Origin of the sequence: Rhodobacter xanthinilyticus, from assembly GCF_001856665.1 — a bacterium.
GTDB lineage: Bacteria > Pseudomonadota > Alphaproteobacteria > Rhodobacterales > Rhodobacteraceae > Rhodobacter > Rhodobacter xanthinilyticus.
Map to the genome: position 1 here is coordinate 475,540 of NZ_CP017781.1, position 15,227 is coordinate 490,766.

The 15,227-nt window shown below is 72.6% G+C and carries 15 protein-coding genes and 2 riboswitches; of the genes, 13 read left to right on the forward strand and 2 right to left on the reverse strand.

Annotation, left to right across the window (positions count from 1 at the left end):
• Positions 1-260: 260 nt before the first annotated feature.
• Complete coding sequence (gene cobO / locus LPB142_RS02355; RefSeq protein WP_071165397.1) at positions 261-887, reverse strand: cob(I)yrinic acid a,c-diamide adenosyltransferase; 627 nt, start codon at positions 885-887, stop codon at positions 261-263.
• A 39-nt stretch (positions 888-926) separates the two neighbouring features.
• Positions 927-1,156: riboswitch (cobalamin riboswitch) on the forward strand.
• A gap of 83 nt (positions 1,157-1,239) precedes the next feature.
• Here cobO and LPB142_RS02360 point away from each other — a divergent pair.
• The 7 genes from LPB142_RS02360 to cobJ are packed head-to-tail and all read left to right on the forward strand — an operon-like array spanning position 1,240 to position 9,161.
• The gene (locus LPB142_RS02360) at positions 1,240-1,656 is read left to right on the forward strand and encodes a DUF1636 family protein (protein WP_082872927.1); all 417 of its coding nucleotides are present in this window, start codon (positions 1,240-1,242) and stop codon (positions 1,654-1,656) included.
• A 3-nt stretch (positions 1,657-1,659) separates the two neighbouring features.
• Positions 1,660-2,706: a cobalamin biosynthesis protein CobW gene (gene cobW / locus LPB142_RS02365; protein ID WP_071165398.1), complete on the forward strand. Its 1,047-nt coding sequence runs from the start codon at positions 1,660-1,662 to the stop codon at positions 2,704-2,706.
• Positions 2,706-5,930 (forward strand): cobaltochelatase subunit CobN, encoded by a 3,225-nt coding sequence (gene cobN / locus LPB142_RS02370; protein WP_071165399.1) that lies wholly within the window; start codon positions 2,706-2,708, stop codon positions 5,928-5,930. The genes cobW and cobN overlap by 1 nt, the downstream gene beginning before the upstream one ends.
• On the forward strand, positions 5,927-7,054 hold the full coding sequence (gene cobG / locus LPB142_RS02375) for a precorrin-3B synthase (protein WP_071165400.1): 1,128 nt from the start codon (positions 5,927-5,929) through the stop codon (positions 7,052-7,054). The genes cobN and cobG overlap by 4 nt, the downstream gene beginning before the upstream one ends.
• On the forward strand, positions 7,054-7,683 hold the full coding sequence (locus LPB142_RS02380) for a precorrin-8X methylmutase (RefSeq protein ID WP_068766222.1): 630 nt from the start codon (positions 7,054-7,056) through the stop codon (positions 7,681-7,683). Before cobG ends, LPB142_RS02380 begins: the two co-directional genes overlap by 1 nt.
• Before the next feature lie 3 nt (positions 7,684-7,686).
• Positions 7,687-8,427, forward strand: coding sequence for a precorrin-2 C(20)-methyltransferase (locus tag LPB142_RS02385; protein WP_071165401.1), 741 nt, complete (start codon positions 7,687-7,689; stop codon positions 8,425-8,427).
• Complete coding sequence (gene cobJ, locus LPB142_RS02390) at positions 8,424-9,161, forward strand: precorrin-3B C(17)-methyltransferase (protein ID WP_071165402.1); 738 nt, start codon at positions 8,424-8,426, stop codon at positions 9,159-9,161. The genes LPB142_RS02385 and cobJ overlap by 4 nt, the downstream gene beginning before the upstream one ends.
• Here cobJ and LPB142_RS02395 read toward each other — a convergent pair.
• Positions 9,134-9,889, reverse strand: coding sequence for a cobalt-precorrin-6A reductase (locus LPB142_RS02395; RefSeq protein WP_071165403.1), 756 nt, complete (start codon positions 9,887-9,889; stop codon positions 9,134-9,136). The genes cobJ and LPB142_RS02395 overlap by 28 nt on opposite strands.
• Between LPB142_RS02395 and cbiE the strand changes: the two genes are divergently transcribed.
• The 6 genes from cbiE to LPB142_RS02425 all read left to right on the forward strand — a co-directional run bounded on the left by cbiE (position 9,888) and on the right by LPB142_RS02425 (position 15,176).
• Positions 9,888-11,078 (forward strand): precorrin-6y C5,15-methyltransferase (decarboxylating) subunit CbiE, encoded by a 1,191-nt coding sequence (gene cbiE, locus LPB142_RS02400; protein ID WP_071165404.1) that lies wholly within the window; start codon positions 9,888-9,890, stop codon positions 11,076-11,078. The genes LPB142_RS02395 and cbiE overlap by 2 nt on opposite strands.
• Positions 11,060-11,440 carry a cobalamin biosynthesis protein gene (locus LPB142_RS02405; RefSeq protein WP_156894292.1) on the forward strand — a complete coding sequence of 127 codons (381 nt, stop codon included), beginning with the start codon at positions 11,060-11,062 and terminating at the stop codon, positions 11,438-11,440. Before cbiE ends, LPB142_RS02405 begins: the two co-directional genes overlap by 19 nt.
• The gene (cobM, locus tag LPB142_RS02410; RefSeq protein ID WP_071165406.1) at positions 11,437-12,225 is read left to right on the forward strand and encodes a precorrin-4 C(11)-methyltransferase; all 789 of its coding nucleotides are present in this window, start codon (positions 11,437-11,439) and stop codon (positions 12,223-12,225) included. Before LPB142_RS02405 ends, cobM begins: the two co-directional genes overlap by 4 nt.
• Positions 12,222-13,526 (forward strand): cobyrinate a,c-diamide synthase, encoded by a 1,305-nt coding sequence (locus LPB142_RS02415; protein ID WP_071165407.1) that lies wholly within the window; start codon positions 12,222-12,224, stop codon positions 13,524-13,526. The genes cobM and LPB142_RS02415 overlap by 4 nt, the downstream gene beginning before the upstream one ends.
• The gene (cobA, locus tag LPB142_RS02420; RefSeq protein WP_068766215.1) at positions 13,523-14,245 is read left to right on the forward strand and encodes a uroporphyrinogen-III C-methyltransferase; all 723 of its coding nucleotides are present in this window, start codon (positions 13,523-13,525) and stop codon (positions 14,243-14,245) included. The genes LPB142_RS02415 and cobA overlap by 4 nt, the downstream gene beginning before the upstream one ends.
• Positions 14,246-14,263: 18 nt before the next feature.
• Positions 14,264-14,479: riboswitch (cobalamin riboswitch) on the forward strand.
• A gap of 31 nt (positions 14,480-14,510) precedes the next feature.
• Positions 14,511-15,176 (forward strand): energy-coupling factor ABC transporter permease, encoded by a 666-nt coding sequence (locus LPB142_RS02425; protein WP_068766214.1) that lies wholly within the window; start codon positions 14,511-14,513, stop codon positions 15,174-15,176.
• Positions 15,177-15,227: the final 51 nt, after the last annotated feature.

Here is a 15,227-nt window from a genome sequence, read left to right on the forward strand (position 1 = left end):
CGCGCGCCAGTTGAGAGTTCGGGAGCCTCCGGCGGGGATATTTATTGGCAAGATGAAAGGGAGGGCGGACGGGCGCCGCGCCTCGGGCCGGAGAACCGGGGGAGACGCGGCGCTTTCACCTTGCACGGTCATCGGGATCCCTCCCTGTACCGTAGAAAAAGGGTGCCAGATCATCCTTAACAAACCCTTACATTTCATCTTGCCAGAAATATCCCGGGGGTCCGGGGGCGGCGCCCCCGGCGCTCTCCGTCTTCGCGGCGTCAGAATTCCACGCCCGGCTGCCCCTTGATCCCGGAGCGGAACGGGTGTTTCACCAGCGTCATCTCGGTCACCAGATCGGCCGCCTCGATCAGCCCCTCGGCCGCGTTGCGCCCGGTCAGCACGACATGGGTGAGCGGCGGCTTTTCCGCGCGCAGGAAGGCCAGCACCTCGTCAAGCTCGAGGTAATCATAACGCAGCGCGATGTTGATCTCATCGAGCAGGACCATCCGGATCCGCGGGTCGTGGATCAGCTCCTTGGCCTTTTCCCAGCCGGCCTTGGCCGCGGCGATATCGCGCGCGCGGTCCTGCGTTTCCCAGGTAAAGCCTTCGCCCATCGCGTGAAACTGGCACAGATCGCCAAAATTTTCGGTCAGCAGGCGCCGCTCGCCGGTCTCCCAGGCGCCCTTGATGAACTGCACCACCGCGCAGGGCATGCCATGTGCGATGCAGCGCAGGATCATCCCGAACCCCGAGGAGGACTTGCCCTTGCCCGGCCCGGTATGGACGATGATCAGCCCCTTTTCGCCCTCTTTCGTCGCCATGATCTTGTCGCGGGCGGCCTTCTTCTTGGCCATCTTGCTGGCGTGGCGCTGCGATTCGGCCTGGGCGTCGGATTCTGTCGTCATTGCGGCGGTCCTCGTTCTTGACAAAGGGGGGCGGCTCGCTCAGGGAGGAAGCGCGCTGGTCCTGTCCTATGACAGGTGAAGAGGGAATGCGACAGGGTTTGCGACCAGGAACGGTCCGATCCCGAAGCGCAGCCGCCCCCGCGACCGTGACCGGAGAGGTCGCCCCGACCACTGGCTGAGGCTGGGAAGGTGGGGTGACCGCAGGGCCGACCCAACCCGGGGGCCCGAGATCCGCAAGCCGGGAGACCTGCCCGCGCATCGATGTAACGGGCGGACGGGGTGTTCCGCGACCGGCAGGTGGGCTTTGCCCCCCTCTGGCCCATGCCCCCATGCCAAGAAGAGGGGCCGCGCCATGTCTGCCGTGCTTCATGTCTGCACCACCTGCCGCGCCGCCGAAACGGCTTGCGCGGGCTGCGACCTCGGCGGCCCTGCGGCCGGCAATTGCGCGGGCTGCCCGCTCGCCATCGGCGCCGACGGCACCCGCCCGGGCGCGCGCCTCTATGAGGCGCTGAGCGCCGCCGCCCTGCCCGAGGGCGTCACGCTGCGCCCCGTCGAATGCCTCTCGGCCTGCAGCCAGGGCTGCGCCGTCGCGCTCTCGGCGCCGGGCAAATGGAGCTATGTCTACGGCCGCCTCTCGGCCCATGACGCCGCCGAGATCCTCGCCGGTGCCGCGCGCTATGCCGCCTGCGCCGATGGCCTCGTGCCCTGGCGCGAGCGCCCCGAAATCTTCCGCAAGCAAAGCCTTGCCCGTATCCCCCCGCAGGAGTGAGCGATGACCGATCTGACCAAAATCCCCGTGACCGTGATCACCGGCTTTCTCGGCGCGGGCAAGACCACGCTGATCCGGCATCTGATGGCGAACCCGCAGGGCAAGACCCTCGCCGTGCTCGTCAACGAGTTCGGCACGGTGGGCGTCGATGGCGAGATCCTGCGCCAATGCGCCGATGAGAACTGCCCCGACGAGAACATCGTCGAGCTCGCCAATGGCTGTATCTGCTGCACGGTGGCCGATGATTTCATCCCGACGATCGAGGCGCTGATGGCGCGGCCCAAGCGCCCCGATCACATCCTGATCGAGACCTCGGGGCTGGCGCTCCCGAAACCGCTCCTGAAGGCCTTCGACTGGCCCGCGATCCGCTCGAAGATCACGGTCGATGGCGTGATTGCGCTCGCCGATGCCGAGGCGGTGGCGGCGGGGCGCTTCGCCCCCGATGTCGCGGCCGTCGATGCCCAGCGCGCCGCCGATGACAGCATCGACCACGAGACGCCGCTCTCCGAGGTCTTCGAGGATCAGATCGCCTGCGCCGATATCGTGCTCCTGTCGAAGGCCGATCTGGCGGGCGAGGCGGGGCTTGCCGCCGCCCGCGCCGCGATCGAGGCCGAGGCGCCGCGCAAACTGCCGATCCTCGCGATGACCGAGGGCGTGATCGACCCGCAGGTGATCCTCGGGCTCGGCGCCGCGGCCGAGGACGACCTCGCCGCGCGCCCCTCGCACCATGATGACCACGGCGATCACGAGCATGACGATTTCGACACGGTGGTGATCGAGCTGCCCGAAATCGCCGACCCGGCGCGTCTTGTCGCCGCGATCGAGCGGCTCGCGCGCGAGCAGAACATCTTGCGCGTGAAGGGCCATGTCGCGGTGTTGGGCAAGCCGATGCGGCTGCTCGTGCAGGCGGTGGGCGAGCGCGTGCGCCAGCAATTCGACCGCCCCTGGGGCGCCGACCCGCGCCGCACCGCGCTCGTCGTCATCGCCGAGCATGACGATGTGAACGAGGCCGCGATCCGCGCGGTGTTGATGGAAGGCGCGGCCGGCTGATGCATGTCGTCTTCCGCGAAAGCCACGGGCTCGAGGAAAGCGCCGTGCCGACCGATCTGGGGCAGACGCCCGCGGATCTGGTCGTGCTGTCGTTTTCCGATAGCGATCTGGGGGCTTTCGCGGCGGGCTGGCAGCGGGCGCAGGGGGGCTTGCCGAGGCTGCGGCTGGCCAATCTCGTCGCGCTGCGCCATCCGATCTCGGTCGATACCTATGTCGAGCAAACGCTCGTGGGGGCGAAGGCGGTGCTGATCCGGCTGATCGGCGGCGAGGCTTACTGGCCCTATGGCCTCGCCTCGGTGCAGGATCTGGCGCGCAGGCGGGGGATCGCGCTCGCGGTTCTGCCGGCCGATGGGCGCGCGGACCCGCGCCTCGATGAGGTCTCGACGCTGCCCGTCGCCGTGCTGCGGCGGTTGAAGGATCTGTGCGATGCGGGCGGCGCGGTGGCGGCGCAGGCGGCGCTGGCCGAGCTTGCGCGCGCGGCGGGGCTCGCGGCCGAGGCGCCCGAAGGCGCGACCGAGATCCCCGAGTTCGGCTTTTACGACCCGGCCGCGGGCGTTTGTGCGGCGGGCCCGGCGGAAGTGCTGGTGAGCTTCTACCGCTCCTATCTCACCGCCGCCGATACCGCCCCGGTCGATGCGCTGATCGCGGCGTTTCGCGCGGCGGGGGTCTCGGCGCTGGGGGTCTTTGCGCCCTCGCTGAAGGCGCCGGGCTTTGCCGGCTGGCTCGGCGCCCAGGGGCTCGCGCCCCGCGCGGTGGTCAACGCGACCGCCTTTTCGGCGCAGGGGCCGAGCGGCAATACGCCCTTCGACGCCTTCGCCTGCCCGGTCTTCCAGGTCGCGCTCTCGACCGCGCGGCGACGCGATTGGGCCGAGGCCGAGCGCGGCCTCTCGCCTGCCGATCTCGCCATGCATGTCGTGCTGCCCGAGGTCGATGGCCGGATCTTCGCCGGCGTCGCCTCGTTCAAGCAACCCGCCCGCCGCGACCCCGATCTCGAATATGCCCGCTTTGCTCACCGCGCCGAGCCCGAGCGCATCGCCGCGATCGTGGCGCGGGTGGGCGGCTGGCTGCGGCTCGCGGCCACGCCCGCGCCCGCGCGCCGCCTCGCGCTGGTGCTCTCGACCTATCCGGGGCGGCCCTGGCAGATGGCCCATGCGGTCGGCCTCGATGCGCTGGCCTCGGCCGAGGCGCTGCTCGAGACGCTCGCGGCCGAGGGCTATGCGGTCGCCCCCGGCGCGCCGCTCGCCACGCTGGCCGAGGCGCGGGTCGCCTTCCCGCTCGCGGACTACGAGGCCGCGCTCGCCACCCTGCCCGAGAGCCTGCGCGCCGCCCTCACCGCGGCCCATGGCGCCCCCGAGGCCGACCCGGCCTTCGCCGACGGCGCCTTCCACTTCGCCGCGCTCTCCCGTGGCGCGGTCACCATCGCTTTGCAACCCGAGCGCGGCGCGCCCCGGGCCCGCGATGACGAGTATCACGACCTCACCCGCACGCCGCGCCACGCCTATGTCGCCTTCTACCTCTGGCTCGCCCAGAGCGCGCCCCATGCGCTCCTCCACATGGGCGCGCATGGCACGCTCGAGTGGTTGCCGGGCAAGGCGGTCGCGCTCTCGGGCGGGTGCTGGCCCGAGGCGCTGACCGGCGCGTTGCCGGTGATCTACCCGTTCATCGTCAACGACCCGGGCGAGGCCGCGCAGGCCAAACGTCGGATCGGCGCGGTCACGCTCGGCCACCTGCCGCCGCCGCAGCGCGCCGCCACCCTGCCCGCGGGGATGACCCATCTCGAGCGGCTTCTGGACGAATATTCCACCGCCGACGGCCTCGACCCCGCCCGCCGCGACCGGCTGATCGCCGATATCCGCGCCGAGGCCCGCGCCGCCGGGGTGGAGGCCGATCTCGGCCTGCCGCCGGGCGCCTCCGCCGCCGAGGCGATCACCCGCATCGACCGCTTCGTCTGCGATATCAAGGAAAGCCAGTTCGGCGAGGGGCTGCATGTGTTTGGCCAGGGCGCCTGCGGGCCCGAGGAGCGCGCGGGCCTGCTCGCCGCGCTTGGCGGCGCGCGGGTGGCGCCCGGGCCCTCGGGCTCGCCCGCGCGGGGGCGCGCCGATGTGCTGCCGACCGGGCGCAACCTCTTCTCGGTCGACCCGCGCGCCGTGCCGAGCCGCGCCGCGCAGGCCCAGGGCGTCAAGCTCGCCGAGGAGCTCCTGCGCAAACATCTGCAAGACCATGGCGATTGGCCGCGCGGGCTGGTGATCGATCTGTGGGGCTCGGCGACGATGCGCACCAGCGGCGAGGACTTCGCGATGGCGCTGCATCTGGCGGGGCTGAAGCCGGTCTGGGACGCGGCTTCGGGGCGGGTCTCGGGGGTCGAGGTGGTGCCGCTCGCGCTCCTCGGGCGGCCGCGGATTGATGTCACGCTGCGGGTCTCGGGGCTCTTTCGCGATGTCTTCCCGGGGCTCGCGCAGCTCTTCGAGACCGGCGCGGGCGCGCTCGCCGCGCGCGACGAGGCGGTGGGGGACAACCCCTACCGCGCCCGCGCGCCGCGCGTTTTCGGCCCGGCGCCGGGGCAATACGGGCTCGGCATGGGCGCCGCGCTCGAGGCCTTTACCGAAGCGGCGCGCGCCGCCGCGGGCGAGGCCTGGCTCGCGGCCTCCTCGCATGCGATCGGGGCGGATGGCCAATCGCGCGCCGATCGCGCGGGCCTCGAGGCGCGGCTGCGCGGCGCGGACAGTTTCGTCCATGCGCAGGATCTGCCGGAAAGCGATGTCTTGCTCGCCGCCGATTACGCCGCCCATGAGGCGGGCTTTGCCGCGGCGCTGGCCCGGCTCGGCGCGCCCGCGCCCGCGCTTTACCACCTCGACGCGACCCGCCCCGACCGCCCCCGCGCCCGCACGCTGACCGAGGAGATCGCCCGCGTCACCCGCGCGCGCGCCGCCAACCCGGCCTGGGTCGAGGGGATGATGGCGCATGGCTTCCGCGGCGCGGCCGAGATCGCGGCGACGCTCGATCACATGGCCGCCTTCGCCCATCTCGCGCAGGTCGTGCCGGCGCATCTGTTCGACCTCTACCACGAGGCGACGCTCGGCCGCGCCGAGGTCACGGCCTTTCTCGCGCGCGAAAACCCGGAGGCGCTTGGCGCGATGCGCGATCTCTTCCGGCGGCTGGCGGAGGCCGGGCTCTGGGCCACGCGGCGCAATTCCATCGCGGCATCTCTGGAGGAAAACCCATGAGTTTCAAGGTGATGGGCTGGTGCCCCGGGGCGCTGCGGCCGATGCAATCGGGCGATGGGCTGGTGGTGCGGGTGCGGGTGCCGGGCGGGCGGGTGAGCCGCGCGCAGGCCGCAGCGATCGCGCGGGCCGCGCGGGCGCATGGCAACGGGCTGATCGATCTGTCGGGGCGCGCCAATGTGCAGCTGCGCGGGGTGCGGCCCGAGACCCATGGCGCGCTGATCGCCGAGCTGACCGCCGCCGGGCTGATCGACGCCGATGTCGCGCGCGAGGCCAGGCGCAACCTGATTGTGACGCCTTTCGCCGACGGGGTGACCGATGCGCTGGCGCGGGCCTTTGCCGAGGCGCTGGCCGAGGCGCCCGCTCTGCCGGGCAAATTCGGCTTCATGCTCGATTGCGGGCCCGCGCCGGTGATGGCCGAGACCCCCGCCGATATCCGGCTCGAGCGCGATGCGGCGGGCGGGCTCGTGCTGCGCGCGGCGGGGATGGATCTGGGCCGGCCGGTCAGCCCCGAGGAGGCGCCCGAGGCGGCGCTGGATCTCGCGCGCTGGTTTCTCGAGGCGGGCGGGGTGACCGAGGGGCGGGGCCGGATGGCGGCGCTGATCGCGCGGGGCGCGCGGCCGGCGGGCGCGACGCGCGCGCCGGCGCCCGCGCTCGCGCCGCCCGGGCCGGGGCTGACCCCGCAGGGCGCGCTGGTGGGCTTCGAATTCGGCCAGATGCAGGCCGAGACCTTCGCCGCGCTGGGCGATCTCGGGGCGCTGCGGGTCACGCCGTGGCGGATGCTGCTCGTCGAGGGGCTGGAGGCGATGCCCGATCTGCCCGGGCTGATCACCGACCCGGGCTCGGCGCTGCTGCGGGTCCATGCCTGCACCGGCGCGCCCGGCTGCCTGCAGGCCGCCGCGCCGACCCGCGATCTCGCGCGTGCGCTCGCGCCGCGGGTGCCGGGGGGGCAGGTGCTCCATGTCTCGGGCTGCGCCAAGGGCTGCGGCTGGCCCGCGCGGGCGGATCTGACGCTCACCGCGACGGGCGCGGGCTTTGACCTCATCCGCGGCGGCACGGCCGCCGATCCCCCCTCACGCACCGGGCTCGCGCCCGCGGATCTTGTTGATTTACCGGAGTTTTCCTGATGCCCCACGCCTATGAGAAGGACGGCGCGAAGATCTACGAGCAATCCTTCGCCACGATCCGCGCCGAGGCCGACCTCGCCCGTTTCACGCCGGAGGAAGAGGTCGTCGTGGTGCGGATGATCCATGCCGCGGGGATGGTCGGGCTCGAGGCCCATGCCCGCTTCACCCCCGGCTTCGCCATCGCCGCGCGGGCCGCGCTCGAGGCGGGTGCGCCGATCCTGTGCGATGCGCGGATGGTCTCCGAGGGGATCACGCGGGCGCGGCTGCCGGCGCAAAACCGGGTGATCTGCACGCTCCAGGACCCGCGCGTGCCCGATCTCGCGCGCGAGATGGGCAACACGCGCTCGGCCGCCGCGCTCGAGCTCTGGCGGGCCGATCTCGCCGGCGCGGTGGTGGCGATCGGCAATGCGCCGACCGCGCTCTTTCACCTTCTCAACATGCTCGAGGACCCGGCCTGCCCGCGCCCCGCGGCGATCATCGGCTGCCCGGTGGGCTTCATCGGCGCGGCGGAATCGAAAGCCGCGCTGATGGCGGAGGCCCCCGTGCCCGCGATGGCGATCGAGGGGCGGCTCGGTGGCTCGGCGATCACCGTGGCCGCCGTCAACGCGCTTGCCAGCCGAAAGGAGTAACCCATGGGCCGGATCATCTGTGCGGGGCTCGGCCCCGGCGACCCCGATCTGATGTCGGTGAAATCCGACCGGGCGATCCGCGCCGCAGGCCACATCGCCTATTTCCGCAAGGCCGGCCGCGCCGGTCAGGCGCGCCGCATCGTCGAGGGCATGATCGCCCCGGGCGCGGTCGAATATCCGATGGAATACCCGGTCACGACCGAGATCCCCTTCGACAGCCCCGAGTATAACCGCCTGCTCGCCGCCTTCTACGACGACTGGGCGGCGCGCCTCGCGACCCTTGCCGAGACCGAGGAGATCGTCGTTCTGTGCGAGGGCGACCCCTTCTTCTACGGCTCGTTCATGCATCTCTACATCCGCCTCAAGGACCGGGTGCGGATCGACGTGATCCCGGGTATCACCGGCATGACCGGCTGCTGGAACGTCACCGGCCAGCCGATCACCTGGGGCGACGATGTGCTCTCGGTGCTGATGGGGACGCTGCCCGAGGATGAACTGATCGCCCATGCCAGCGGCTCGGATGCGCTGGTGATCATGAAAACCGGGCGCAACCTGCCCAAGGTGAAACGCGCGCTGGCGGCGGCCGGGCGGCTGGGCGAGGCCTGGCTCGTCGAGCGCGGCACGATGCCCGGTCAGCGCATCGAGCGCCTCGCGCAGGTCGAGGACCACGATTGCCCCTATTTCGCGATCGTTCTGGTGCATGGCGAAGGCCGGCGCCCGGTGGCGGCGGAGGCGGCGGAATGAGCGGCTGGCTGGTGGTGGCGGGGCTCGGGCCGGGCGCCGAGGATCTGGTGACGCCCGAGGTTGCGGCGGCGCTCGCCGAGGCGAGCGATGTCGTGGGCTATATCCCCTATGTGGCGCGGGTGGCGCCGCGCGCGGGGCTCCGGCTGCACCCCTCCGACAACCGTGTCGAGCTCGACCGCGCGCGCGCCGCGCTCGAGATTGCGGCGGCGGGGCGGCGGGTGGTGGTGGTCTCCTCGGGCGACCCGGGGGTCTTTGCCATGGCCTCGGCGCTTTTCGAGGCGCTGGAAATCGCGCCCGAGTTTCAGGGGCTCGAGATCCGCATCCTGCCCGGCATCACCGCCATGCTCGCCGCCGCGGCGCGGGCGGGCGCGCCCTTGGGCCATGATTTCTGCGCGATCAACCTGAGCGACAACCTCAAGCCCTTCGAGGTGGTCGAAACCCGCCTGCGCCACGCCGCGCGGGGGGATTTCGCGATGGGCTTCTACAACCCGCGCTCGCGGTCGCGGCCGCATCAATTCGCCCGCGTGCTGGAGATCTTGCGCGAGGAATGCGAGCCCGGGCGGCTGGTGATCTTCGCCCGCGCGGTCTCGACGCCCGAGGAGGCGATCGGCGTGGTGACGCTGGCCGAGGCGACCCCCGAGATGGCCGATATGCGCACCGTGGTTCTGGTCGGCAATTCGGCGACCCGGCGCGTCGGGCGTTGGGTCTACACGCCGCGGTCGGTCGCGCCATGAGCCGCGAGCCAGGCCATCGCCTCGGCGACGCTCTCGGCCCGCGCCCGCGGCCCGAGTGCCGGTCGATCCACCAAGATCACCGGCAGCCCAAGCGCGCGCGCCGCGATGAGCTTCGCCTCGGCCCCCGCGCCGCCGGCGTTCTTGGCGACGATATGGGTGATGCGATGGGCCTTGAGCAGCGCCTCGTCGCCCGCCGCATCGAAAGGCCCGCGCGCGATCACCGCCTCCGCATCGGGCAGGCCGAGCGGCCCCTCGGGCGGATCGACGAGGCGCAGAAGGTAATGATGCTGCGGTGCGGCATCAAACGCCGCGACATGCTGCTTGCCGATCGCGAGGAACACCCGCGCGGGCGCCTGCGGCAGCGCGGCCACCGCCGCGGCGAGGCTCGGCACATGGGTCCAGATATCGCCCGGCCCCGCGACCCAGGGCGCGCGCTCGAGCGCGAGGAGCGCCGTGCCGGTCCGCGCGCAGGCCTCGATCGCGTGCGTGCTCATCTGCGCGGCGAAGGGGTGGGTCGCGTCGATCACATGGGTGATCTGCTCGCGCGTGATATAATCGACGAGCCCCGCGACGCCGCCAAACCCGCCCACCCGCATCGGCAGCGGCTGGGCGCGCGGCGTCTCCGTCCGGCCGGCATAGGAGAAGATCGCGGCGAGGCGGGTCTTCGCGATTTCGGCGGCGAGGCGGCTGGCTTCGGTGGTGCCGCCGAGCAGGAGGAGGCGCGTCATGGCTGATCCGTGGCTCACGATTGTCGGTCTGGGCGAAGATGGCCTCGAAGGGCTGGGCGATGCAAGCCGTGCGGCGATCGCGCGCGCCGAGGTGATCTTCGGCGGGCCGCGCCATCTCGATCTCGTCGGCGCGGGCGGGCGCGGGCGGGCCTGGCCCGTGCCCTTCGATATCGCGCCGGTGCTGGGCTTGCGCGGGCGCGCGGTGGTGGTGCTGGCCTCGGGCGACCCGTTCTGGTTCGGGGCGGGGTCGATGCTGGCCGAGGCGCTTTCGCCCGGCGAATGGCGCGCGATCCCGGTGGCGGGGGGGGTGTCGCTCGCCTGTGCGCGGATGGGCTGGCGGGTCGAGGAGATCACGGCGCTCGCGCTCCATGCCGCGCCTTTTGAGCGGCTCTGGCCGCATCTGCACCGCGGCGCGCGGATCGTGGCGACGCTGCGCGATGGGGCGGCGGCGGGCGATCTGGCGGGGTGGCTCACCTCGGTCGGCGCGGGGGCTGCGCGGCTGACGCTGCTCGAACGGCTCGGCGGGCCGGCGGAGCGGATCCGCGCCGCGCGCGCCGATGCCTTTGATCTTGCGGAGATTTCCGCCCCCGTCGCGGTGGCGATCGAGGGCGCGGATCTGGCGCCGGGCTTCGGGCTTGCGCGCGCCTCGGGGCTGCCCGACGAGGCCTTCGCCCATGACGGCCAGATCACCAAACGCCCGGTGCGCGCGCTGACGCTTTCGGCGCTCGGGCCCCGGCCGGGCGAGCTTTTGTGGGATATCGGCGGCGGCTCGGGCTCGGTCTCGGTCGAGTGGTGCCTCGCCGGCGGGCGCGCGATCACCATCGAGCCGCGCGCCGACCGCCTCGCCACGATCGCGGAAAATATCGCGCGCTTCGGCCTTGGCGGGCGGATGCAAGCGGTGTCGGGGCGGGCGCCCGAGGCGCTGGGCGGGCTGCCCGCGCCCGCGGCGGTGTTTGTTGGCGGGGGCGGCTCGGCGGCGGTTTATGAGGCGCTCTTCGCGCGGCTCGCGCCCGGCACGCGGCTGGTGGCGAATGGTGTCACGCTCGAGACCGAGGCGCTGCTGGCGGGGCTGCATGCCGCGCGGGGCGGGGCGCTCTTGCGCATCGAGCTTGCGCAGGCGGCGCCCTTGGGGGGGATGCGCGGCTGGGCCTCGGCGCGGCCGGTGGTGCAATGGAGCGTGGTGCTGTGAGGGTCGCGGGGGTGGGTTTTCGTGCGGGCGCCGCGCCCGCAGATCTCGTCGCGGCGCTTGAGGGCGCGGGGCCGGTCGCGGCCTTGGCGACGGTGGCGGAGAAGGCCGCGGCGCTCGAGGGGCTCGCGGCGGGGCTCGGGCTGCCGGTGCTCGCCGTCGCGGTCGCGGGGGTCGAAACGCCCAGCGTTTCAGCGCGGGTGGTCGGCCGCTTCGGCACCGGCTCGCTTGCAGAGGCCGCGGCGCTCAAAGGGGTTGAAGCCCTTGGCGGGCGCGGCGCAAAACTGGTAATGGCGCGCAGGGTCGTGGCCGGGCGGCTGACGCTCGCGGTCGCGGGCGCAGGCGTGGAAGGAGAGGCGCAATGACGGTGCATTTCATCGGGGCGGGGCCCGGGGCGGCGGATCTGATCACCCTGCGCGGGCGCGATCTGATCGCGGCCTCGCCGGTCTGTCTTTACGCAGGCAGCCTGGTGCCCGAGGCGTTGCTCGCGCATTGCCCGCCCGGCGCGCGGATCGTCAACACCGCGCCCCTGAGCCTCGACGAGATCATCGCCGAGATCGTGGCCGCCGATGCCGCGGGGCTCGATGTCGCGCGGCTCCATTCGGGCGATCTGTCCGTCTGGTCGGCGATGGGCGAACAGCTGCGCCGGCTGCGCGCGCTCGGCATCGGTTATGATGTGACGCCGGGGGTGCCCTCTTTCGCCGCCGCGGCCGCGCGGCTCGGCGCGGAGCTGACCCTGCCCGGGGTGGTGCAATCGGTGGTGCTGACGCGCACGCCGGGGCGGGCGAGCGCGATGCCCGAGCGCGAGACGCTCGCCGCCTTTGCCGCGACCGGGGCGGTGCTCGCGATCCATCTCTCGATCCATGTGCTCGGCGAGGTGCTGGCCGAGCTGATCCCGCACTATGGCGCCGATTGCCCGGTCGCGGTGGTCTGGCGCGCGAGCTGGCCCGATGAGCGGGTGGTGCGCGCCACGCTTGGCACGATCGAGGCCAGCCTCGGCCCCGAGCTCGAGCGCACCGCGCTCATTCTCGTCGGGCGCTCGCTCGGCGCGGAGGCGTTCGACGAAAGCCGCCTTTACGCGGGCGATTATGACCGCCGCTATCGCCCCGTCGGCACCGCGCCGCGCTTCCCCGAGACCGCGCCGGAATGACCCCGGGGCTCGTCATCTCCGCGCCCGCCTCGGGCACCGGCAAGACCACGCTGACGCTCGGGCTGCTGGCGGCCCTGCGCGCGCGGGGGCGGGCGGTGCAGCCGTTCAAATGCGGCCCCGATTACATCGACCCGGCGTTTCACGCCGCCGCCGCGGGGCGGGCGAGCTTCAACCTTGATGCCTGGGCGATGACGCCGGGGGCGCTCGCGCATCTGGCGGCGCGGCAGGCCGATCTGATCGTGGCCGAGGGGGCGATGGGGCTCTTCGACGGGGTGGCCGCGCGCGGCGAGGCCGGCACCGGGGCGAGCGCGGATATCGCGGCGCTGATGGGCTGGCCGGTGGTGCTCGTCCTCGATGTCTCGGGGCAGGCGCAATCGGCGGCGGCGGTGGCGCTGGGCTTTGCGCGGATGCGGCCGGGGGTGCGGGTGGCGGGGGTGGTGCTCAACAAGCTCGCCTCGGCCCGGCATGAGGCGCTGGTGCGCGCAGGCTTCGCCGAGGCGGGGATCGAGGTTCTGGGCGCCTTGCCGCGCGCGGCGGGGATCGCGCTGCCGGAGCGGCATCTGGGCCTCGTGCAGGCCGAGGAGACCGAGGGGCTTGCCGCCCTTCTCGCCGAGGCCGGGCGGATCGTCGCGGCGCATTGTGATCTCGACCGGATCGAGGCGCTCGCCGCGGCGGGCGCGCCGCCTGCGCCCGCGCCCCCCCGCGCGGCGCCCCCCGCGGGACGCATCGCGCTCGCCCGCGATGCGGCGTTTTCCTTCCTCTATCCGCATCTGATCGAGGCCTGGCGCGCGGGCGGCGCGACGCTCCTGCCGTTCTCGCCGCTCGCCGACGAGGCCCCCGATCCGAGCGCCGATCTCGTCTGGCTGCCCGGCGGCTACCCCGAGCTGCACGCCGGGCGCCTCGCCGCGGCGGGGCGGTTCCGCGCCGCGATGCGCGCCTTTGCCGCCACCCGCCCGGTTCATGGCGAATGCGGCGGCTATATGGTGCTCGGCGCAGGGCTGGTGGATGCCGCAGGCACCCGCCACGAGATGTTGGGGCTTCTCGGGCTCGAGACCTCCTTTGCCAAACGCAAGATGCATCTGGGCTACCGGCTGGCCGAGCTTGCCGCGCCGCTGCCCGGCCAGGCCGCTGGCGCGCGCCTGCGCGGCCATGAGTTCCATTACGCCACCATCCTCGCCCAGCCCGACGCCCCCCTTGCGCGCGTCACCGACGCCACCGGCGCCCCGGTCGCCGAGACCGGCTCGACCCGGGGCCCGGTCAGCGGCACCTTCTTTCACCTCATCGCGGAGGCCCAGTCATGAGCGGTTTCGTTTCCTTCGTCTCCTCGGGCCCCGGCGACCCCGATCTGATCACGCTGAAAGCCGTCGACCGGCTCAAACGCGCCGATGTGGTGCTCTTTGACGACCTCGCCTCGGGGCCGGTTCTGGGCCATGCGGGCGCGCAGGCGGAGCTGATCGCGGTCGGCAAACGCGCGGGCAAGCCCTCGGCCAAACAGGAGCATGTCAACGCGCTCCTCGTCGAGCATGCGGCGGCGGGCAAGCGCGTCGTGCGGTTGAAATCAGGCGATTCGGGGATCTTCGGGCGGCTCGAGGAAGAGCTCACCGCCCTGCGCGCGGCGGGGATCGAAAGCGAGATCATCCCCGGCGTGCCCTCGGCCTGCGCGGCGGCGGCGGCGGCGGGGATCCCGCTGACGCGGCGGCTCACCGCGCGGCGGGTGCAATTCGTCACCGGCGCCGATATCACCGGCGGCCTGCCCGAGACGATCAACTGGGCCGCGCTCGCCGATGGCGCGGCGACGACCGTGGTTTTCATGGGCAAACGCACCTTTCCGCGCCTCGCTGCGGGGCTGATCGCGCATGGGCTCGCGCCCGATACCCCCGCGATGCTGGCCGAGGCGGTGGGCCACCCCGAGCAGGCGATCACCCGCGCCACCGTCGCCGATCTCGCCGCGCGGCTCGAGGGCGCGCGCTCGGATCACCCCGCGCTCATTCTCTACGGCCCGCTTGCGGATCTCGCTTGACGTGACGGCCCCGTGACGGTTAGCTGAGGGCCTGTTTGGTGCCCACCAATGCGCAAAGCGCAGGGCTCAATCGGGAACGGGGAAGGGCGGACCCAATGCGGCGCCCGAAGCCCCGGCCGCCCCCGCGACTGTATGCGGCGAGCGCCCTTCACTGGCCACTGGGCAGGCGCCCGGGAAGGCGAAGAGGTGCAGCGACCCGCGAGCCAGGAGACCGGCCGACAGCCATTTCAACCGCCGTCGGGTGTGACGGCACGGGAGACCTGATATGCATATCGAACCGGGTATCGTGACCGGCGCGAAAATCGTGCTGAGCTATGCCACCGCCGCCGCCGCGGCCACCTTCACCGTCAAAACCGCCATTGCCACGCTGCGCGAGCAGGGCGTGGGCTCGCTTCTCGCGCGCTCGGCGATGGCGACGGCGGCCGTCTTCACCTTCTTCCAGATCCTGCCGCATGCGCCCGTCGGCGTCTCGGAGGTCCACCTGATCCTCGGCTCGAGCCTCTTTCTGATGCTCGGCGCGGCGCCCGCCGCGATCGGCCTGGCGCTTGGCCTGCTGATCCAGGGGCTCTTCTTCGCGCCCTTCGATCTGCCGCAATACGGCATGAACGTCACCACGCTGCTCGTGCCGCTCTTCGGGCTGCAGATGCTCGCCAAGCGCTTGATCGCGCCGGGCACCGCCTATGTCGAGCTGAGCTACCGCCAGGCGCTCGCGCTCTCGACCGCCTATCAGGGCGGGATCGTCGCCTGGGTCGCCTTCTGGGCCTTCTACGGCCAGGGCGCGGCGGCGTTCTCCTCGGTGGCGACCTTCGGGGCGGCCTATATGACGGTCGTGCTGATCGAGCCGCTGGTCGACCTCGCGCTGCTCGCCGCCGCCAAGCGGATCCGCGGCCTCGAAGGCTCGGGCCTGGTCACGCCGCGGCTCTTCGCCTGACTTTTTCTCCCCCGCAAGGGGCGCTACAGGGGGGCTCAGGCCCCCCTTTTT